This window comes from Pseudonocardia oroxyli, from assembly GCF_900102195.1.
Lineage (GTDB): Bacteria > Actinomycetota > Actinomycetes > Mycobacteriales > Pseudonocardiaceae > Pseudonocardia > Pseudonocardia oroxyli.
Genome location: NZ_FNBE01000003.1, coordinates 402,592 through 422,503, shown reverse-complemented (window position 1 = coordinate 422,503; position 19,912 = coordinate 402,592). Strand labels below are relative to the sequence as shown.

Genomic DNA, 19,912 nt, shown 5'->3' with positions numbered 1-19,912 from the left:
CGCTTGTCCATCTTCCTGTCCCAGATCGCGAACGGGCTGATGTTCGGCTCGCTGATCGCGCTGATCGCCATCGGCTACACGATGGTCTACGGCATCATCACGCTGATCAACTTCGCCCACGGTGAGATCTTCATGGTCGGCGCCTACGGCGGCCTCGCCACGCTGACGTACTGGGTGCCCACGGCCGTCGTGGCGCGGTGGTACTTCGCGTTGCCGATCGCGCTCGTCGCGGGCGCGCTGGTCTCGATGCTCGTGGCCGTCGCCATGGAGCGCTTCGCCTACCGGCCCCTGCGCAACGCGCCGCGGCTGGCCCCCCTGATCACCGCGCTCGGCGTGTCGGTGGCGCTGCAGGAGGCGGTCCGGGTGTTCTACCCCGGCGCCACCGCGGCGATCCCGTTCCCCCCGCTGTTCATCCAGGGCGCCTTCGTCATCCCGATCGGGGACGGTGTCGTCATCCGGTACACGGGCATCCTGCTGATCGTCGTCTCGCTCGGCCTGGCCTTCGGGCTGGAGCGGTTCGTCGAGCGGACCCGGCTGGGCCGCGCCATGCGGGCCACGTCCCAGGACCGCGACACGGCGCGTCTGATGGGCATCGACCCGGACCGCGTGATCGTGTTGACCTTCGCCATCGGCGGTGCCCTCGCGGGCGTCGCCGGGGTGCTCTACGGCAGCTACCTGAACAACATCAACATCGACATGGGCTTCCAGAACGGCATCTTCGCGTTCACCGCGGCGGTGCTCGGCGGCATCGGCAACATCCGCGGGGCCGTCGTCGGCGGGTTGGTGATCGGCCTGGTGCGGGCGCTCGGCGGGCAGTACCTGCCGGGCGGCACGGCCTACGACTACGTGTGGATCTTCGTGGTCCTCATCATCGTCCTGGTGTTCCGGCCGCAGGGCTTCTTCGGCGAGTCCGAGCGGGTGAGGGCATGAGCGAGGTGACGAGCGAGTCCGCGTCCACGACCGAGACCGCCGAGGCCCCCGTCCGGACCGTCCCCGCCGCGCCCCCGGCGCGGCACACCGGCCGCCTGGCAGGCCCGCTGAACGCGCTGGCCCCGCACGCGAAGATCGGCATGGTCGTCGGCGGGGTGCTGTCGATCGTCGGCGCGTACCTGGCCTGGTCGACGTTCGTCCTGAACGAGGGGGCCTACCCCGAGCGGGCCACCCTCACGATGTTCGTGGAGCCCTTCGGCGTCACCGGGTTCCGGCTGCACATCACGCTGCTCGGCCTGGCGACGATCGTGGTCGCCCTGCTGCGGGTCCCGGCGAAGCACCGCATCGTGCGGGGTCTCGGCGTCGGCGTCACCGCCGTGGCGGTGCTCAACGGGCTGTGGATCACCGTCGAGGGCGGCGGGCTGGGCGCGATCACCGCGTCCGACGGCACCGTCGCGTTCGGGTCCATCGTCGCGCTCGTCGGCGGGCTGGTCACGGTGCTGTCGGCGACCGCGGGCGGACTCGAGGACAAGCCCGTCTGGGAGTGGAAGCTCGCCTGGTGGGTCGAGTGGATCCTGCTGCTGGTCGTGTTCGTGCTGATCCTGCTGCTCGTCGCCGAGGTGCTGACCTCCGGCGGTCAGGGCGGCGTGGTCAACCCGTACGCGGGCGTCGTGTTCCTGTCCCTGCTGGCCGCGCTGGCCGGGGCGTTCGCCGCGCTCAACGCCTCGGGCCTGCTGACCTGGGTCGGCGAGGTGTCCGAGCGGCACCGGGTGTTCAGCGTCGTGGTGCTGCTGCTCTGCGCGCTGGCCCTGCCCTTCACCGGGGCGGGCACCGAGTACTGGATGACGGTCGCGTCGAACATCGGCGTGTACGCCGCCACGGCGATCGGGCTCAACATCGTCGTCGGGCTCGCGGGCCTGCTGGACCTCGGGTACGTCGCGTTCCTCGGCATCGGGGCGTTCGTGGCGGCCAACCTGTCCGGCGCGGCGGCCTCGGTGATCGGCATCCACGTGCCGTTCCTGCTGGTCATGGTGATCTCGGCGGTGGTGGCGGGCATCTTCGGCGCCATCGTCGGCTCGCCCACGCTGCGGGTGCGCGGGGACTACCTGGCGATCGTCACCCTGGCCTTCGGTGAGATCTTCGTGCGGAGCGCGCAGAACAACATCGCGGGCCTGACGGGCGGCGCGAACGCCATCCCCAACATCCCGCAGGTGGCGCTCGGCAGCTTCCAGTTCAACCAGTCGATCTCCCTCGGCCCCATCCAGCTGCCCGGCGGCGTCATGTACTACGTCGCGATCGTGCTGCTGGTGGCCGCGGTCATGCTGGTGTTCGGCAACCTGAAGAACTCCCGCCTCGGCCGGGCCTGGATCGCCATCCGGGAGGACGAGGACGCGGCGGCGGCCATGGGCATCCGCACCGGCCCCATCAAGATCCTCGCCTTCCTGATCGGGGCCATGCTGGCGGGCTTCGCCGGGGCGTTCTTCGCGCACAAGACGGCCGTCGTGGCGTACGACTCGTTCCGCTTCCTGGAGTCGGTCACCCTGCTCGCCGCGGTCATCCTCGGCGGCATGGGGACGATCCCGGGCGCCGTGCTCGGTGCGTCGATCCTGTTCGTGCTGCCCGAGAAGCTGCGGGAGTTCGCCGACTACCGGCTGCTGCTGTTCGGTCTGGCGCTGGTGCTGATCATGCGGTTCCGGCCGCAGGGCATCATCGCGGACAAGCACCGCAAGGCGGAGTTGGCGGAGGATCCCGAGGACGCCGCCAAGGAAGCACCCGGCGCTCTTCCGACGGAGGTGAAGTGATGTCGGAGTCGGTCGAGCAGCCCGAGCTCGAGGCACCTCCGGGGGAGGTCACGGCCGAGCTGGCCGAGGACATGCAGATCGCCACGGGGACCCGGGAGCCGATCCTGGAGTCCGCGGGCGTGTCGATGGTCTTCGGCGGCCTGCGGGCGCTGAACGAGGTCACCTTCTCCCTCAAGGAGGGGGAGATCATCGGCCTGATCGGGCCCAACGGCGCGGGGAAGACCACGTTCTTCAACTGCCTGACTGGGCTGTACACGCCGACGTCGGGCTCGGTCACCCTGCGCGGCGCGCCGATGCCCCAGGACCCCGCGCGGGTCACGGAGGCGGGGGTGGCCCGGACGTTCCAGAACATCCGGCTCTTCCCGTCGATGACGGCCACGGAGAACGTCCTGGTCGGCAGGCACGTCCGGATGAAGCAGGGGCCGGTGTCCTCGCTGCTGCACGGGCCGCGGTTCCGGCGCAGCGAGGCGGAGGCCCACGACCGGGCGGAGAAGCTGCTCGCGTTCGTGGGGTTGACCCGGTTCGCCGACGAGCTCGCCCGCAACCTGCCCTACGGCGACCAGCGCCGGCTGGAGATCGCCCGCGCGCTGGCCACCGACCCGTCGGTCCTGCTGCTCGACGAGCCCACCGCGGGCATGAACGCGCAGGAGACCGAGGCGACCCGGCAGCTGATCTTCGCGATCCGGGACCTCGGCGTCTCGGTCGTGGTGATCGAGCACGACACGAAGTTCATCTTCACGTTGTGCGACAGGGTGTTGGTGCTGGTGCAGGGCGAGCTGCTGGTCGAGGGCTCGCCGGACGAGGTGCGCGGCGACCCCCGGGTCGTCGAGGCCTACCTGGGTGCTCCGCCGGACGAGGTCGAGGCGCAGATTCATGCCGGCGAGGAGTCGTAGTGGCGTTTCTAGAGGTACGTGACCTGGTGGTCGCCTACGGGGCGATCCAGGCGGTGCGCGGCGTGTCGTTCGACGTCGAGGAGGGGCAGATCGTCTCCCTCATCGGCTCCAACGGCGCGGGCAAGACCACCACGCTGCGCACGCTGTCCGGCCTGCTGCGGCCGGTGTCGGGCACGGTGTCGTTCAAGGGCGAGCAGATCCAGCGGCTGCCCGCCCACGAGATCCTCGGCCTCGGGGTGGCCCACAGCCCCGAGGGCAGGCGGCTGTTCGCCCGGATGAGCGTGGAGGAGAACCTCCGGCTCGGCGCCTACACCCGCAAGGACGAGGACGGCATCGTCGCGGACATCCAGCGGGTGTACGACCTGTTCCCGGTGCTGGGGGAGCGGCGGCAGAACAAGGCGGGCCTGTTCTCCGGCGGCGAGCAGCAGATGCTCGCGATCGGCCGGGCGCTGATGTCCCGCCCGAAGCTGCTCATGCTCGACGAGCCGTCCATGGGGCTCTCGCCGATCATGACGCAGCTGATCTTCGACACGGTCAAGGAGCTGCGTGCGGAGGGCACCACGGTGCTCCTCGTGGAGCAGAACGCGCTCGCGGCCCTGGGCCTGTCGGACCAGGCGTACGTGATCGACCTCGGTCGCACCACGCTGTCCGGCACCGGCGCCGAGCTGTTGGCGGACCCGCGGGTGCAGGAGGCCTACCTCGGCGAGGGCGTCGGCGCGGAGTAGCGCCCGCCCCGGCCCGATCCCGACCCGGCGAACGGCGCGTGCGCTCACACCCCGTGAGCGCACGCGCCGTTCGCCCTGTGGGGGAGTGGGATCAGGGGCTGGTGTCGCGGTGCAGGCAGGTGAGCTTGGCCGTGCAGGTGCGCCTGCCCCGGTCGTCGGTCAGGACGATCTCGTGGGTGCTCGTGCTGCGGCCCACGTGCAGGGGGCGGGCCACGCCCGTCACCCAGCCCTCGGTGACCGCGCGATGGTGCGTGCACGCCAGCTCGAGGCCGACCGGGAAGCGCTCGGGCAGGGCGTGCAGCGCGGCCAGGGTGGAGCCGAGGGTCTCGGCGAGGACGCCGCTGGCCCCGCCGTGCAGCAGGCCGTAGGGCTGGAGGTTGCCCGCCACCGGCATCCGGCCGCGGACCTCCTCCAGCGTGGCGGAGAGGATCTCGATCCCCATCCGCTCGTTCAGCTGGCCTGCAGGCAGGTCACGGGTCGACGAGCTGAGCTCGGAGGGATCGATCGGCACGTGGGGAACCTAGGCCGTGTCTCCGGATCCGGCGCCGCCGGGCCCGGTGATCCACGCCGCCGCCGGCAAGGCAGCCGGGCCGGCCTCCACCGGGCGTGTCCGGGTGGTCCGGCGACGCCGTGGCGCCGGGAGCGGTGGTGGCGGGTCGAGAGTCTCGGCCTAGCCCCAGCGGACCGCGCGCAGGGCCTCGACCCGGGAACGGGGCACCGGGCCGAACGGGCGGACGACGGCGGTGTCGCCGTCGGGCTCCCAGACCCCGGCCACCCGGCCGTCGAGAACGAGGACGGGCGAGATCCAGCCCGCCGTGCGGCTGACCTCGGTCGCGCGGACCTCGGGGACCGCGCGGCGGCGGTGGCTGATCGGCGCGATCACCCACGGGTCGAAGGCGGGCAGCAGGAAGGGGCCGTCGCCGGGGTGCTCGCCGTCCGACGGCGTGGCGGCGAGCTCGTCCGCGTCCTCGGCGGCGACCCACGCCCGCCATCCCTCGACGTCCACGGGCTCGACGGGTGCCCGCCGTAGCCGGCGCTTCGCCGGGGTGGCGCGCTCGCCCCACCACCGGCCGACGTCGTCGGCGTCCGCGGGGCCGTGGGCGCGCAGGAAGCGCAGGAGGATCTCCTGGTTCGCGGTGTCGGTGTCGGGGCGGTCGAGGGGGCCGGGGGAGACGAAGGTGCCGTCCGGCCCGGAGACCAGGAGGCCGCGCGCGGCAGCGGGTTTGAACACCGAGCCCCAGCTCGAGGTGAGCGGCTCGGCGAGCTCCGGCCTGCCGAGGTCCGCGATCACCCGCTCGGCGAGCACGGCCCTGGTCAGCGGCTCGGTGCCGAGGACCCGCCCGATGGACGCCGTGATCGCGTGCAGGGTCTCGCCGTCGACGCCGTGCGCCCGGGCGAACGACGGCGGGAACCGGCGGCGGGACTCCTTGTCCGCCAGGGCCGCGGTCCACAGGCCGAGCTCGTCGGCGGGCATCAGGTGCAGGGTCCCGCGCATCGCCCAGGTCCGGACGAGCCGCCCGTCGCCCACTGCCTCGCCGACCCCGCTCGCCCCGCGGACCCCCGCGATCGCCGCGGGGCTCGACGCGATCTGAGCGTGCAGTCCGCAGAGCCTGCGCGACACCGCGACCGGGTCGGTTTCCGGCGCGGTGAGGAGCCGCCGCACCGCCCGCCACCGGGTGACCTGCCGCCACGTGACGCGCATGGGCTCATCCTGCCCCGAGCTCGTGAGCGGCGATCGTCGCCCTGGCGACGATCGCCGCTCACAGGGGCCTGTGGGTCACGAAGATCGCGGTGCCGGGGAAGAGTGCGCCGCGCAGGGGCGACCACTGGCCCCAGACGCGGTCGCGGCCCTCGGGCCACTCCGGTTCGACCAGGTCGTCCAGGACGAGGCCCGCGGCCACGACGTCCCTGACCCGGTCGCCCAGCGTCCGGTGGTGCTCGACGTAGGTGGCCCGGCCCGCCTCGTCCACCTCGACGTACGGCGTGCGGTCGAAGTAGGACTGGGTGACGGTCAGGCCGTCGGGGCCGGGGTCGTCGGAGAACATCCACCGCATCGGGTGGTTCACGGCGAACACCCAGCGCCCGCCGGGCCGCAGGACGCGGCGGACCTCGCGCATGACCTGCACCGGCTCGGCCACGAAGGGGACCGCGCCGAAGGCGGAGCAGGCCAGGTCGAACGAGGCGTCGGCGAACGGGAGGCGCTCGGCGCCCGCCTGGACGAGCGGGACCTCGATCCCGGTGGCGCGGTTCAGGTCCGCGGCGGCGGCCAGCATCCCGCGCGAGAGGTCGAGGGCGACGGGACGGGCGCCCTGGGCGGCGAGCCAGCGCGCGCAGGGCGCCGACCCGCAGCCGACCTCGAGGACGGCCCGGCCCTCGACGTCTCCCAGCAGCCGGACGTCCGCCTCGCGCAGGCCCTCCGGGCACCACACGAAGTCGGCCTCGCCGATGTCCCGGCCGTGCTCGGCGAGATAGTCGGCCGCGTCGGCGTCCCACCAGGCGCGACTCGCCCGCTCGGACTCCGCCGGACCGACGGCGCGTCGGGCCACCGCGGCCGTCCCGAGAACCTGCTCGGCGCTGATCTTCGGGGTGTCGCTCACGGACTGGATCGTCCCAGTTCGGACCGGGGGGCCCGCATTGCCCCGCTGATCGGGTCACGCGTAGCATGGCGGGTACCCGTGGTCAACGTGTGCGCTTCGCCCCCGGGCGGGCGTCACGGGTACTTTCCACGGGAATCGACGAACGAAGGTGACTGTTACACGGTCCAGTCACGGCTACACCCACCCGACCGGCCGCCCGATGCGGCCACTACGAAGACTTCCACCGGAGCACCCCACTACATGTCCACCGACACCACCGCCGCCCCGACCAGCACGACCCCGCAGGTCGCCATCAACGACATCGGGTCGGAGGAGGACTTCCTCGCCGCCATCGACCAGACGATCAAGTACTTCAACGATGGCGACATCGTCGAGGGCACCATCGTCAAGGTCGACCGCGACGAGGTCCTGCTCGACATCGGCTACAAGACCGAGGGCGTCATCCCCTCGCGGGAGCTGTCGATCAAGCACGACGTCGACCCCGCAGAGGTCGTCGAGGTCGGCGAGTTCGTCGAGGCCCTCGTCCTCCAGAAGGAGGACAAGGAGGGCCGGCTGATCCTGTCCAAGAAGCGCGCCCAGTACGAGCGCGCCTGGGGCACGATCGAGGCCCTCAAGGAGGCGGACGAGCCCGTCGAGGGCACCGTCATCGAGGTCGTCAAGGGCGGCCTCATCCTGGACATCGGGCTCCGGGGCTTCCTCCCGGCGTCGCTGGTCGAGATGCGTCGCGTCCGCGACCTGCAGCCGTACGTCGGCCGCAAGATCGAGGCGAAGATCATCGAGCTGGACAAGAACCGCAACAACGTGGTCCTGTCCCGGCGCGCCTGGCTCGAGCAGACCCAGTCCGAGGTCCGCAGCGAGTTCCTCAACCAGCTCGCCCGCGGCCAGGTCCGCAAGGGCGTCGTGTCCTCCGTCGTCAACTTCGGTGCCTTCGTGGACCTGGGTGGCGTCGACGGTCTGGTGCACGTCTCCGAGCTGTCCTGGAAGCACATCGACCACCCGTCCGAGGTCGTCGAGGTGGGCCAGGAGGTCACCGTCGAGGTGCTCGACGTCGACCTGGACCGCGAGCGTGTCTCCCTGTCGCTGAAGGCGACGCAGGAGGACCCGTGGCGCCTGTACGCCCGGACCCACGCGATCGGCCAGATCGTCCCGGGCAAGGTCACCAAGCTCGTCCCGTTCGGCGCGTTCGTGCGCGTCGAGGAGGGCATCGAGGGCCTGGTGCACATCTCCGAGCTGGCCGAGCGCCACGTCGAGATCCCGGAGCAGGTCGTCCAGGTGGGCGACGACGCCATGGTCAAGGTCATCGACATCGACCTGGACCGGCGCCGCATCTCGCTGTCGCTCAAGCAGGCCAACGAGGGCATGACGGTCGACACCGAGTTCGACCCCACCCGCTACGGCATGGCGGCGGAGTACGACGACCAGGGGAACTACATCTACCCCGAGGGCTTCGACGTCGAGACCGGCGAGTGGAAGGAAGGCTTCGACGAGGCCCGTGCGGCCTGGGAGAAGGAGTACGCCGAGGCGCAGGAGCGCTACGAGCAGCACATCACCCAGATCCGCAAGGCCGCCGAGGCCGACGCGGAGGCTGCGGTCGAGGGTGCGACCGGCACCAACTACTCGTCCGGTGGCGGCGCGGAGGCCGGGCAGCCCGCCCAGTCCGGCGGCTCGCTCGCCAGCGACGAGCAGCTCGCGGCCCTGCGGGAGAAGCTCTCCGGCGGTGCGTGATCTGATCGCATGATCGGCCGAACGGCCCCGAGTCCCGAGGGACTCGGGGCCGTTCGTCGTTCGCGGCCCAGTGTCGCCCCGATCACGATCGTGCTGCGTTCCGTGACCGACCGGGCGCGGCGCGTGTGTCGATCATGTGTCGCGGCCTACCGTGGACGGCATGCGGTGGGGGGCTGTGGTGTCGGCGATGGCGGTGACCCTGACGGCGGTGCTGCTCACCGGGTGCGCCCGCGGGAACCCCCAGGAGACGACCCCGCTGCCGACCTTCTCGGCCGCCGAATCGGCCGCCGCGGGTGCCGCGGCCCCGCGGATCGGGCTCCCCGAGGACTGCGCCACCTTCCTGAGTCCCGACGACCTCGGCGCGATCTTCGCCCGCCCCGTCGGCTCCACGGCGATGCGGACGATCAAGGGGCTCGCCGAGCCGACGGTGAAGCGGACCGAGCGTGTCGGCTGCCGCTACACCGCCAGCGGTCGCGGCGGCGGGAACACGTTGCTGGACATGAACCTCGGCCGCTACGCCGACGCCGACGCGGCGGCCCGGCAGTGGCAGCTGAACACCAACGCGGAGCGCTCCGACGGGCAGTCCCGCGATCTCGCCCTCGGCACCGCCCGCGCCGTGGCCATCGAGCGGCGGGCCGAGACCGTGCTGGCGGTGGTCTACGGCGTCGACACCCTGACGTTCGTGCTGCCGACCTCCGCCCGCGCCCCGGGGCCGCCGGTGGACCGGCTCGTCGACCTCGCGCTGCGCGTGCTGCCCGCGGACGGGGCGAGCCAGCCGACGCACCCCGACCCGCCCGCGCCGCCGCCGACCGACACGGCCCCGATGGCGGCGGCGGGATGATCTCGCCGCGCCGGTGAGGTGTGCTGACGCGTGGGACGCCCAAGCGCCGCTGAGTGATGCTTGGGACGCCCAAGCGTCGGCGGGTTGGGGTAGGTGCTGACCCGTGGGACGCCCAAGCGCCGCTGAGTGACGCTTGGGACGCCCAAGCGTCGGGGGCGGCACTAGGCTCGGCGGCGTGCTGCAGATCGGGCTGACGGGTGGGATCGGCGCGGGGAAGTCGACGGTGTCGCGCCGGCTGGTCGAGTCGGGGGCCGTCCTCATCGACGCCGACGAGCTCGGGCGGGAGGTCGTGGCCGCCGGCAGTCCGGGCCTGGCGCAGATCGCGGAGGCCTTCGGGCCCCGCGTGATCCGCCCCGACGGGGCCATGGACCGGGCCGCCGTGGCCTCGATCGTCTTCTCCGACGACGCGCAGCTGGCGGTGCTCAACGGGATCACCCACCCGCTCATCGCCCGGCGGACCGCCGAGCTGGTCGCCGCCGCGGGCCCCGAGGCGGTCGTGGTCTACGACGCCGCATTGATGGTCGAGCAGGGCACCCAGTCCCGGTTCGCGCTGGTCGTGGTCGTCGACACCGACGAGGAGATCCGGGTGCGGCGGCTGGTGGAGTCCCGCGGCCTCGACGAGGCGGACGCCCGGGCCCGGATCGGCAAGCAGGCGACCGACGCCCAGCGCCGCGCCGCCGCGGACGTCCTGCTGCCCAACGACGGCGGCACCGAGGAGCTGCTGGAGCGCGTCGACCGGCTCTGGGCGGAGCGGCTGGTGCCGTTCGAGGAGAACATCCGGCTGCGGTGCCCGGTCCGCGGCGGGGCGCCGACGCTCGTCGACCCCGACCCGGGCTGGGCGGCGCGCGGGGAGCGGATCGTCGCGCGGGTCGCGTGGGCCGCGGGCGCGGTCGGCCGGGGGGTGGCCCACATCGGGTCCACCGCGGTGCCGGGGCTCCCGGCCAAGGACATCACCGACGTCCAGCTGGCCGTGCGGTCCCTGGCGGACCTGGACGAGGTCGTCGAGCCGCTCGCGGCGGCGGGCCTGATCCTGGTCCCGGACATCACCCGGGACAGCCCGAAGCCCACCGACCCGGACCCCGAGCGGTGGCGCAAGCGGTACCTGGCCGGGGCGGACCCCGGCCAGCGGGTGCACCTGCACGTCCGCGAGCACGGGTCCCCGGCCTGGCGGTTCGCGCTGCTGTTCCGTGACTGGCTGCGTGCGGACGCACCGGCCCGCGCCGAGTACCTGCAGGTCAAGAAGGCGGCCGCGGCGGAGTTCGCGGGTGATCCGGACGCCGCCCGCTACGTCGCACGCAAGGAGCCCTGGTTCGACGCCGCCCTGCCCCGCGCCGAAGCCTGGGCCGAGTCCACCGGATGGAGTCCCCAGTAATACGCTGAACGGACGGTTGTCGCCGAGGGGGTCGCTGTAACGGGTGACCTGTTCCCTCCGATAGCCCGGACGGGACCATCACGAGCGGTGAGCGGGGGTCGGGTGAGCAGCACGGACGTGGAAGACGTCGAGTCCGCAGGACCCGACGCCGCCCGAGGCGACGCGGACCGGCCGGACGCCGAGCGACCCGAGGCGGACCCGTCGGCCGAGGCCCGGTCGGACGACTCGGTCGTCGAACGGGACCTGAGCGAGTCCCCGCTGGGGGGCAGCCTCCGCACCGACTTCGGCGCCCACTTCGAGGCGCACTACCCGCGGCTGGTCGGCCAGCTGTTCGCGATCACGCTGGACTCCGGGGCGGCCCACGACCTGGTGCAGGACGCCTACTCGCGGGCCTGGCGCCGCTGGTCGGAGGTCCGCGAGGGAGATGCCGAGGCCTGGGTCCGGCGGGTCGCCGTCCGCGCCTCGCGCAACCCGCTGCGTCGGCTCGCCGCCAAGCTGGGCCTGCGGTCGGGACGGGTGCCGCGCCAGGAGGGCCTCGACCCGCGCACGGTCGCGGTGCTCGGCGCGCTCGCCGACCTGCCGATCGACGAGCGACGCGTCGCCGTGCTGGTGCACATGGCCGGGCTGACCGTGACCGAGGTCGCCGTGCTGGAGGGGGTCTCGATCGGGACCGTCCAGGCGCGCCTCAACCGGGTGGGCACCCGGATCGAGCATGCTGTCGTCGAGCTGGGGCCCGTGTACGTGCCCCCGCCCGCACCCGAGGACGCCGAGCCCGTCTCGGTCGCCTCGGTTCACGAGGAGGAGGACCGGTGACCCACCCGCTGCCGGGACGCGGAGCCGACGAGCTGCGCCGTCTCGACGACGAGCTGGCCGCGGGGGTCACCCTGCCCGCGGTGGACGACGTGCTCCGCAGGGCGGGCGCGGTGAACCGGGCGAGCGGTGCGGCCGCGGCCGCGGTGCTGACCGTCGGTGCGCTGGGCGGCGTCACGGCTGTCGGGACCGCCGCGGCGCAGAACGCCCCGACCGTGGCCTCCCCGGTCGCGGACGTGGTCCCCGCCACCACCACTCCGCCCCCGGTCGTCACCACCACCGAGGCGCCGCCGGTCGTGGTGCCGCCGCCCGCCCCGGTCGTCGAGGAGGCCCCGCCCACCACGACCCAGCGCAGGGTCGTGCCGCGGACGACCACCCCGCGCCCGAAGCCGACCACGGTGGCCCCCGCGCCGCCGCCCGTCGTGCAGCCGCCGCCCCCGGTCGTCGTCCCGCCGCCGGTGACGACCACGACCCCGCTGCCGGAGGGCGAGCCGGACCCGCCGCCACCGACGACCACCACGACGACCACGACGACGGCCACGACGACGGCCACCGCCTCCGGAACCACCACGACCAGCGCGCCCGCGGAGCCGGGCGCGGAGACCGCGCGGTTCGCCGGCCGCGTCTGAGGTCTCCGCAGGTCACCCGGCCCGGGCGGCGCCGTGTCCCTCCCAGGTCAGGGTGATCCCGCGGGTGTCCAGCCAGGCGTCGAGGTCGTTGCCGTGCGCGGCGAGCGCCGTGACGACCTCGGTGGCCCGGTGCAGCGCCCACTCGCCGGTGGCCGGGTCGAGCAGCCCGGTGGCCACGGCCGCGACGAACTCGTCCGCGTCGAGCAGCTCGCTCCACTGGCCGGTCCGGACCACGACGTCCAGGTAGAGGTCGGTCGTCCGCCACGTCGGTTCGCCCGGCTCCACGCGGGCGATGTCGAGGTAGAAGTCCTGGTCGCGCTCGTGGCCGGGGTTCCAGGTCCAGTCGCTGACGACGATCCCGAGCTCGGGCAGCAGCCACGACTCGATCCAGCTCGCCGAGGCGCGGCCCACGACCTCGCGGCTCATGTAGAGGCCGAACGAGGTGCGCCGGTACTCCCGCACCGTGCGCCGGACACCCTTGTTGTCGACGTTCACCCCGGCCCCGACGTCGTACGTCTGGATCTTCGGCGGATGCATGGAGCCGATCCTGCCGGAAACTGTCGGGGCCGGCTCGTACTCTGGATGTATGGCATTCGCGACGGAGGTTCCCGGCAGCGCCCGCGAGGGCGGGGAGGCCGATGTGCCGTTGGCGCACTCGGAGTACCGCCCCGTCGGCGAGATCGAGCGGGCGGGTGGGCGCTTCGAGGTCGTCAGCGACTACGAGCCCGCAGGTGACCAGCCCGCGGCGATCGAGGAGCTCGAGAAGCGGCTGAGGGCGGGCGAGCAGGACGTGGTGCTCCTCGGCGCCACCGGTACCGGCAAGTCGGCGACCACGGCCTGGCTCATCGAGCGGGTCCAGCGCCCCACGCTGGTCATGGCGCCGAACAAGACCCTCGCGGCGCAGCTGGCGAACGAGCTGCGGGACATGCTCCCGAACAACGCGGTCGAGTACTTCGTCTCGTACTACGACTACTACCAGCCCGAGGCGTACATCGCGCAGACGGACACGTACATCGAGAAGGACTCGTCGATCAACGACGACGTGGAGCGGCTGCGGCACTCGGCCACCCAGAACCTGTTGTCGCGCAGGGACGTCGTGGTGGTCGCGTCGGTGTCCTGCATCTACGGCCTGGGCACCCCGCAGTCCTACCTCGACCGCTCGGTGAAGCTGGAGACGGGCGTCGAGCTGGACCGGGACGCGTTCCTGCGGCTGCTGGTGGACATCCAGTACACGCGGAACGACGTGGCGTTCGCCCGTGGCACGTTCCGGGTCCGCGGCGACACGGTGGAGATCATCCCGGCGTACGAGGAGCTGGCGATCCGGATCGAGTTCTTCGGGGACGAGATCGAGTCGCTGTACTACCTGCACCCGCTCACGGGAGACGTGATCAAGCAGGTGGACGAGCTGCGGATCTTCCCGGCCACGCACTACGTGGCGGGACCCGACCGGATGGAGAAGGCCGTCCGCAGCATCGAGGCGGAGCTCGAGGAGCGGCTCGCGGAGCTGGAGAACCAGGGCAAGCTCCTGGAGGCCCAGCGGCTGCGCATGCGCACCCAGTACGACCTGGAGATGATCCGGCAGGTCGGGTTCTGCTCGGGCATCGAGAACTACTCGCGCCACATCGACGGGCGCGGCCCGGGCACGGCGCCCGCCACCCTGATCGACTACTTCCCGGACGACTTCCTGCTGGTCATCGACGAGTCGCACGTGACCGTCCCGCAGATCGGCGGGATGTACGAGGGCGACATGTCCCGGAAGCGGAACCTCGTGGAGTTCGGCTTCCGGCTGCCGTCGGCGGTGGACAACCGGCCGCTGACGTGGGAGGAGTTCGCCGACCGGATCGGGCAGACGGTGTACCTGTCCGCCACGCCGGGGCCCTACGAGCTCTCCCGCACGGGCGGCGAGTTCGTGGAGCAGGTCATCCGGCCGACGGGGCTGGTGGACCCGGAGATCGTCGTGAAGCCGACGAAGGGCCAGATCGACGACCTGGTGGGCGAGATCCGCGAGCGTGCGGAGCGCGACGAGCGGGTCCTGGTCACCACGCTCACCAAGAAGATGGCCGAGGATCTCACCGACTACCTGCTCGAGCTGGGCATCCGGGTGCGGTACCTGCACTCGGAGGTGGACACGCTGCGCCGCGTCGAGCTGCTGCGGCAGCTGCGCCTCGGCGAGTACGACGTGCTGGTCGGCATCAACCTGCTCCGCGAGGGTCTCGACCTCCCCGAGGTGTCGCTCGTCGCGATCCTGGACGCGGACAAGGAGGGGTTCCTGCGCTCGGGCACGTCACTGATCCAGACGATCGGCCGCGCCGCCCGGAACGTGTCCGGCCAGGTGCACATGTACGCGGACAAGATCACCGAGTCCATGCAGCACGCCATCGACGAGACGGACCGGCGCCGGGCCAAGCAGATCGCGTACAACACCGAGAAGGGCCTCGACCCGCAGCCGCTGCGCAAGAAGATCGCGGACATCCTCGACCAGGTCTACAAGGAGGCCGCGGACACCGAGGAGGTCCCGGTGGGCGGCTCGGGCCGCAACCAGTCGCGGGGCAAGCGGGCCGCGGGCGAGCCTGGGCGCGCGAGCTCGGGGGTCGCGGCGGGCCGCGACACGTCGACGATGCCGCGGGCGGAGCTGGCCGACCTGATCCAGTCCATGAGCGACCAGATGCTCGCCGCGGCGCGGGACCTGCAGTTCGAGCTGGCGGCCCGGCTGCGGGACGAGATCCAGGACCTGAAGAAGGAGCTGCGGGGGATGGACGCCGCGGGCATCCGCTAGCGCGGTGAACGTTCGCGGTCACCGCACCAGGGGGCGCCCGGCCCGCCCGCGGCGGCCGGGGAGGGCGGCGGTGGCGCGGAGTGCGGGCTCGGTACCGTGTGAACCCGCCGGTCCGCTGCGTGCCGGCGGTGAACAGGAGGGCCGCTGCGTGACCGTGTCGAGCACCCGCCCACCCGCCGTCGGGCGGGCCCGGGCGTGGCTGGCCGGGTCGCGGGGGCCGGTGCTGGTCGGGCTGCCGCTGCTCGCCGTGTCGGTCACGTTGATGCTGGTGCACACGCACGGCTATCACATCGATCTCGAGGTGTACCGGCTCGGCGTGCAGACCTGGCTCGCGGGCGGCGACCCCTACGGTCCGCTGCCGCCCACCATCTCGGGGCTGGGCCTGCCGTTCATCTACCCGATCTTCGCGGCGATCGTGCTGGCCCCGTTCGCGCTGGTGCCGTGGACGGTCGCGTGGGTCTCGCTGTTCGTGCTGTCGCTGGCCTCGCTCGGCGTCACGCTCTATGTCACCGCGCTGCGCGCCTGGCCCGCGGGCGGGCGCGGGGGAGCGCTGTCGGTCGCCACGCTGGCGCTGCCGCTGCTCCTGTGGATCGAACCCGTCCTGGAGACCATCGAGTTCGGGCAGGTCAACCTCATCCTGATGGCGTTGGTCGCGGTGGACGTGCTGGCGCCGCGGCCCTCGCGGTGGGCGCCGTGGCCGCGCGGGATGCTCGTCGGGATCGCGGCGGCGATCAAGCTGACCCCGGCGGCGTTCGTGCTGTTCTTCCTGCTGCGCCGAGACGTCCGGGCGGCGGTCGTCGCGGCGGTGACCGGGGTGCTGGCCACCGCGCTCGGCTTCCTCGTCGACTGGCAGGCGTCCGCGACCTACTGGTTCGGGGGCCCGGCGTCCGGGGTCAGCGGCTCGGTGTTCTACACCAACGAGACGGTGCAGGCGGTCGTCGCGCGGTGGGGGGTGCACGGGCCGCTGCTGACCGGGATCTGGCTGGTCGCGACCGTCGCGCTGCTGGTGCTGGCGGTGCCGACGATCCGGCGGGCCGATCCGGCGGTCGCGATGTCCGCCACGGCGGCGTTCATGCTGCTCGTCTCGCCGACGTCCTGGTCGCACCACTGGGTCTGGATCGCGCCCGCCCTCATCGCGGTGGGGGCGCACGCCGTCCGCGCGGCGTCGCGGGGGTGGGCCGCGGTCACGGCGGTGCTCGCCGTCGCGTTCACCGTGGCGCCGTTCCGGTGGCTGCCGGGCAACAACGAGGTCGAGCTGACCTGGAACCCGCTGCAGCACCTGGCGGGGGCCACCTACGTGATCATCGCGATCGCGCTCCTGGTGGCGGGCTTCCGGCACTACCGGGCCGTCGCCTCCGCGGTCGCGGACTGAAGCGCCTCCACGACCAGCCGCACGGCCGGCCGCTCGGCGACGCTCTCCCGCATCACGACCTCGACCATCCGGGCGGCCCGGACGCCGGCGAGCGGGCGGCGGGCGAAGCGGCGCCCGCCGCGGTCGTCGGTCGACCAGCGAGGGAGCAGCGCCACCCCAACACCCGCCGCGACCAGCTCCTCGGTCACCGCGAAGTCGTTGATCCGCTGCACCACCCGCGGGCGGGCGCCGGTGAGGGTGGTCAGCGAGCCGAGCACGTCGTCGACCGGCCAGCCGACGTTCACGCTGATCCAGGGCTCGTCGGCCAGATCGGCCAACCGGAGCCTGCGCCGCGCGGCGAGCGGGTGTCCGGGCGGGAGCACCACGTCCAGGGGTTCGCGGACCAGCGGGACGACCCGGTGCCGGGAGCTCACCAGGGGCTCGCGGTGCTCGTCCCGGTGGGTGACGACGAGGTCGTAGTCCCCCGCGAGCCCGGTCACCTGGGCCGGGGTCATGTCGACGTCCCGCACCTGCAGGTCGACGCCCGACCCCGCGATCCGGCGCAGCAGCCCGGCGAGCATCATCCGGGCTCCGGAGGGGAACAGCGCCATCCGGACCAGCCCGTGCGGCCGGGTGCGCAGTCGTTCGACGGCCGCGTCCGCTCGCGCGAGCGCCGCGAGGACGTGCTCGGCCTCGGCGACGAGCACCTGCCCGGCGTCGGTGAGCCGCAGCCCGCGGCCCGCGGGCTCGGTGAGCGGCATGCCGACCTCGGCGGTGAGGGCCTTGAGCTGCTGCGAGATCGCCGACGGCGTGTAGGCCAGGGCCGCGGCGACCGCGGTCACCGAGCCCCGGTCGGCGAGCTCGCGCAGGATGCGGAGCCGCTGGACATCCATGTAGGCAGGCTACAAGGTGCAGTAAGAACATATCGCTGGTCTTCCGGATCCGGGCGACGGAGCATCGAGGCGTGACCGCAAGACACCGCCTGCTCGCCGCCTTCGTCGCCGCCCTGTGGGGCGGCAACTTCCTGGCCATCCACTACGGCCTCGAGCACTTCCCGCCGCTCTTCCTCGCCGGCCTGCGCATGCTGGTGATCGCGATCCCGACGCTGCTGTTCGTGCCGCGCCCGCAGGTCCCGACGAAGTGGCTCGTCGGGTACGGGCTCGGGTTCGGCACCGTGCAGTTCCTGTTCCTGTTCGTCGCGATGGACGTGGGCATGCCGACGGGCCTGGCTTCCCTGGTGCTGCAGGCGTCCGCGCCGTTCACGGTGCTCCTCGGCGCGCTGTTCCTGCGCGAGAAGCTCTCGGTGCGGCAGGGGGTCGGCATCGGGCTCGCGGTGCTCGGGTTGGCCGCGATCGCCTTCTCCCGGGCGCAGTCCGCGGCGCTGCTGCCGGTGCTGCTGACCCTCTGCGGCGCGTTGGGCTGGGCCTTCGGCAACCTGTGCAGCCGGTTGGCCGGGCCGCCGAAGCCGATGCACCTCACGCTGTGGATGTGCGTGATCCCTCCGATCCCGCTGATCGGGGCGTCCCTGCTGACCGAAGGACCGTGGGCCGGGGTGCGGGCACTCGGCGCGGCCTTCTCCCTCGACGGGCTGCCCGGTCTCGGTGCCCTCGTGTACCTGTCGGTCCTCGCGACGATCGTCGGCTCGGGCATCTGGACGTGGCTCATGCGGCGCTACCCCGCGGGCGTCGTCGCGCCCTACTCCCTGCTCGTCCCGGTCGTCGGGATCGCGCTGGCGGCGCTCGTCCTGGGGGAGCGGCCGTCGGTGACCGAGCTGGTGGCGGCGGTGGTGATCGTCGGCGGGGTCCTGCTCGGGACACCCCGGCCGGCACGCGTGGACCCGGCCGAGGTCGTGGGGACCGAGGAACCGGCCGCGCCGCGCGCGGCGTAGGGGTTCGTGGCCGGTGCACGTGTCGTGCAGTCGGTGCTGCATGATCGCCGGTTCCGTGCGGCTGCTGCGGCCCCGGCCGCGGTGAGCGCACATTCTCTGCGATCACGCACGGCCTCACCGGAAGGAGGGCGCCGCCGGCGGGCCCACCGGATAGGGTCGAGGCACGTCCCGGCCCGTCGTCGTCACCGGGGCGGGCGGAGGACGCATGAATCCACCCGCGTGGTCGGACGGTGGGGTGTGCGCGGTCCGGCCCGGCACGGACGTGGGTCGACACGCCCGGACGCTCGCCCACCTGCACGACGCCACCCTCGCAGGCGCACCCGCGGCCGGAGTGCGGCGGCTGGTCGCGCGGTCCTGGCGGCGGGTGCTCGCCCAGGGGGTCGACCCCGAACACGGCGAACCCGCGGGCCCGCTGCCCGCCGACGAGGTCGAGCGCAGGCGCACGGAGTCGCCGCTGCACCGGGTGCTGCCGGAACTGCGGGCGTCACTCACCTCGGTCGCCGAGGACGCCCGGCACGTCATGGTCGTGACGGACGCGGACGGTGTCGTCCTGTGGCGGGAGGGCGCCAACCGGGTCCGGCACCGCGCGGACTCGCTCGGGTTCACCGAGGGCGCCACCTGGTCCGAGGCGTCGGTGGGCACGAACGCCATCGGCACCGCGTTGGCCGAGGGCTCGCCGGTGCAGCTGTTCGCGGCGGAGCACTTCGTGCGCACCCACCACGTCTGGACGTGCACCGCGTGCCCGGTGCACGATCCGCGGACCGGCGAGCTGCTCGGCGTCGTGGACGTCAGCGGGCCCGCCGAGACCATCCACCCGACGACGGTCGCGCTGGTCGGCACGGCGGTGAAGCTCGCCGAAGCGGGACTGTGGCGCCACCACGAGACCCGCCTGGAGGCCCTGCGGACCGTCGCGGCGCCGCTGCTCTCGGGCGGGCCGGGACTCGTCGTCGACGACCACGGCTGGGTCGCCGCGGTGAGCGGCATGCCGAGCATCGACCGGGTCGCCGCCCCTCGCGCGGACCGGCCGCTCGCGGTGCACGGGGTCGGGGTGTGCCTGCCCGAGCCGGTGCCCGGAGGCTGGCTGCTGCGGCTGGCCGAGGCCGAGCGCCTCACCCTGACCGTCGACCTCGCCGCCCGACCGCCCCGCGCGCTGGTGGACGGCACCACCCGCTGGGTGCACCCGCTGTCGCTGCGGCACGCCGAGCTGCTCGTGCTGCTCGCCCGGGCGGGCGACCGGGGCCTGGACGCCGGCGCCCTCTCCGCCGCGCTCTACGGCGACCGCGAGCACCTCGTCACCGTGCGCGCCGAGATGAGCAGGCTGCGCCGCACGCTCGGCGGTCTGCTGCTGGCGCGCCCCTACCGCATCGCGGGGGACGTGCGGGTGGAGATCGTCGAGGGCCCGGCGCTCGCCGGCTCCACCGCCCCCGGTCTGCGCCGGCTGGAGCTGTGACGTCTGACGCTGGGGACGCCCAAGCGTCGCTGAGTGACGCTTGGGACGCCCAAGCATCGGCGGTCTGTCGTGAGCTGTGACGCTTGGGACGCCCAAGCGCCACTGAGCGACGCTTGGGACGCC

General features: G+C 73.1%; 18 protein-coding genes. 13 read left to right on the top strand and 5 right to left on the bottom strand.

Annotated features, from left to right (window positions below):
• Positions 1–3: 3 nt before the first annotated feature.
• The 4 genes from BLS43_RS06925 to BLS43_RS06910 are packed head-to-tail and all read left to right on the top strand — an operon-like array spanning position 4 to position 4,350.
• On the top strand, positions 4–930 hold the full coding sequence (locus BLS43_RS06925) for a branched-chain amino acid ABC transporter permease (protein ID WP_237192133.1): 927 nt from the start codon (positions 4–6) through the stop codon (positions 928–930).
• A complete protein-coding gene (locus BLS43_RS06920) occupies positions 927–2,732 on the top strand; it encodes a branched-chain amino acid ABC transporter permease (protein ID WP_093078419.1) in 1,806 nt (601 codons plus the stop codon). Before BLS43_RS06925 ends, BLS43_RS06920 begins: the two co-directional genes overlap by 4 nt.
• Positions 2,732–3,625 carry an ABC transporter ATP-binding protein gene (locus tag BLS43_RS06915; RefSeq protein WP_245707338.1) on the top strand — a complete coding sequence of 298 codons (894 nt, stop codon included), beginning with the start codon at positions 2,732–2,734 and terminating at the stop codon, positions 3,623–3,625. Before BLS43_RS06920 ends, BLS43_RS06915 begins: the two co-directional genes overlap by 1 nt.
• Positions 3,625–4,350, top strand: a complete 726-nt coding sequence (locus BLS43_RS06910; RefSeq protein WP_093078416.1) for an ABC transporter ATP-binding protein — start codon at positions 3,625–3,627, stop codon at positions 4,348–4,350. The genes BLS43_RS06915 and BLS43_RS06910 overlap by 1 nt, the downstream gene beginning before the upstream one ends.
• A gap of 91 nt (positions 4,351–4,441) precedes the next feature.
• On the opposite strand, the gene BLS43_RS06905 is transcribed toward BLS43_RS06910, so the two are convergent.
• From BLS43_RS06905 to BLS43_RS06895, 3 genes are all read right to left on the bottom strand, one after another.
• Positions 4,442–4,861: a PaaI family thioesterase gene (locus tag BLS43_RS06905; protein ID WP_245707337.1), complete on the bottom strand. Its 420-nt coding sequence runs from the start codon at positions 4,859–4,861 to the stop codon at positions 4,442–4,444.
• A 159-nt stretch (positions 4,862–5,020) separates the two neighbouring features.
• Entirely contained in the window at positions 5,021–6,052 is a 1,032-nt protein-coding gene (locus tag BLS43_RS06900) for a DNA glycosylase AlkZ-like family protein (protein WP_093078413.1), read from the bottom strand.
• Positions 6,053–6,110: 58 nt separating this feature from the next.
• Positions 6,111–6,947 carry a class I SAM-dependent methyltransferase gene (locus tag BLS43_RS06895; RefSeq protein ID WP_218129728.1) on the bottom strand — a complete coding sequence of 279 codons (837 nt, stop codon included), beginning with the start codon at positions 6,945–6,947 and terminating at the stop codon, positions 6,111–6,113.
• A gap of 240 nt (positions 6,948–7,187) precedes the next feature.
• Here BLS43_RS06895 and rpsA point away from each other — a divergent pair, with 240 nt between their 5' ends.
• From rpsA to BLS43_RS06870, 5 genes are all read left to right on the top strand, one after another.
• The gene (gene rpsA, locus BLS43_RS06890) at positions 7,188–8,672 is read left to right on the top strand and encodes a 30S ribosomal protein S1 (protein ID WP_093078407.1); all 1,485 of its coding nucleotides are present in this window, start codon (positions 7,188–7,190) and stop codon (positions 8,670–8,672) included.
• Between the two features lie 160 nt (positions 8,673–8,832).
• Positions 8,833–9,513 carry a hypothetical protein gene (locus BLS43_RS06885; RefSeq protein WP_143029958.1) on the top strand — a complete coding sequence of 227 codons (681 nt, stop codon included), beginning with the start codon at positions 8,833–8,835 and terminating at the stop codon, positions 9,511–9,513.
• Between the two features lie 175 nt (positions 9,514–9,688).
• Entirely contained in the window at positions 9,689–10,885 is a 1,197-nt protein-coding gene (gene coaE, locus BLS43_RS06880; RefSeq protein ID WP_093078401.1) for a dephospho-CoA kinase, read from the top strand.
• Positions 10,886–10,987: 102 nt separating this feature from the next.
• Positions 10,988–11,698, top strand: coding sequence for an RNA polymerase sigma factor (locus BLS43_RS06875; RefSeq protein ID WP_176921203.1), 711 nt, complete (start codon positions 10,988–10,990; stop codon positions 11,696–11,698).
• Positions 11,695–12,324, top strand: coding sequence for a hypothetical protein (locus BLS43_RS06870; RefSeq protein WP_093078395.1), 630 nt, complete (start codon positions 11,695–11,697; stop codon positions 12,322–12,324). Before BLS43_RS06875 ends, BLS43_RS06870 begins: the two co-directional genes overlap by 4 nt.
• A gap of 12 nt (positions 12,325–12,336) precedes the next feature.
• Here the strand turns inward: BLS43_RS06870 and BLS43_RS06865 are convergent, their stop codons facing one another.
• On the bottom strand, positions 12,337–12,861 hold the full coding sequence (locus tag BLS43_RS06865) for a ribonuclease FAU-1 family protein (protein WP_176921202.1): 525 nt from the start codon (positions 12,859–12,861) through the stop codon (positions 12,337–12,339).
• 49 nt (positions 12,862–12,910) lie between these two features.
• Here BLS43_RS06865 and uvrB point away from each other — a divergent pair, with 49 nt between their 5' ends.
• On the top strand, positions 12,911–15,100 hold the full coding sequence (uvrB, locus tag BLS43_RS06860) for an excinuclease ABC subunit UvrB (protein ID WP_093078390.1): 2,190 nt from the start codon (positions 12,911–12,913) through the stop codon (positions 15,098–15,100).
• 148 nt (positions 15,101–15,248) lie between these two features.
• Complete coding sequence (locus BLS43_RS06855) at positions 15,249–16,472, top strand: glycosyltransferase 87 family protein (RefSeq protein ID WP_245707336.1); 1,224 nt, start codon at positions 15,249–15,251, stop codon at positions 16,470–16,472.
• Here the strand turns inward: BLS43_RS06855 and BLS43_RS06850 are convergent.
• Positions 16,439–17,344, bottom strand: coding sequence for a LysR family transcriptional regulator (locus BLS43_RS06850; protein ID WP_093078387.1), 906 nt, complete (start codon positions 17,342–17,344; stop codon positions 16,439–16,441). The genes BLS43_RS06855 and BLS43_RS06850 overlap by 34 nt on opposite strands.
• Before the next feature lie 71 nt (positions 17,345–17,415).
• On the opposite strand from BLS43_RS06850, the gene BLS43_RS06845 reads away from it, so the two are divergent.
• On the top strand, positions 17,416–18,339 hold the full coding sequence (locus BLS43_RS06845; RefSeq protein WP_093078384.1) for an EamA family transporter: 924 nt from the start codon (positions 17,416–17,418) through the stop codon (positions 18,337–18,339).
• Between the two features lie 205 nt (positions 18,340–18,544).
• The gene (locus BLS43_RS06840) at positions 18,545–19,789 is read left to right on the top strand and encodes a GAF domain-containing protein (RefSeq protein WP_093078381.1); all 1,245 of its coding nucleotides are present in this window, start codon (positions 18,545–18,547) and stop codon (positions 19,787–19,789) included.
• The last annotated feature ends 123 nt before the right edge of the window (positions 19,790–19,912 follow it).

Coding starts and splice junctions, on each gene's coding strand:
- BLS43_RS06920 (WP_093078419.1), top strand. CDS start 927: ATGAGCGAGGTGACGAGCGAGTCCGCGTCCACGACCGAGACCGCCGAG.
- BLS43_RS06915 (WP_245707338.1), top strand. CDS start 2,732: ATGTCGGAGTCGGTCGAGCAGCCCGAGCTCGAGGCACCTCCGGGGGAG.
- BLS43_RS06900 (WP_093078413.1), bottom strand. CDS start 6,052: ATGCGCGTCACGTGGCGGCAGGTCACCCGGTGGCGGGCGGTGCGGCGG.
- rpsA (WP_093078407.1), top strand. CDS start 7,188: ATGTCCACCGACACCACCGCCGCCCCGACCAGCACGACCCCGCAGGTC.
- BLS43_RS06885 (WP_143029958.1), top strand. CDS start 8,833: ATGCGGTGGGGGGCTGTGGTGTCGGCGATGGCGGTGACCCTGACGGCG.
- BLS43_RS06865 (WP_176921202.1), bottom strand. CDS start 12,861: ATGCATCCGCCGAAGATCCAGACGTACGACGTCGGGGCCGGGGTGAAC.
- uvrB (WP_093078390.1), top strand. CDS start 12,911: ATGGCATTCGCGACGGAGGTTCCCGGCAGCGCCCGCGAGGGCGGGGAG.
- BLS43_RS06850 (WP_093078387.1), bottom strand. CDS start 17,344: ATGGATGTCCAGCGGCTCCGCATCCTGCGCGAGCTCGCCGACCGGGGC.
- BLS43_RS06840 (WP_093078381.1), top strand. CDS start 18,545: ATGAATCCACCCGCGTGGTCGGACGGTGGGGTGTGCGCGGTCCGGCCC.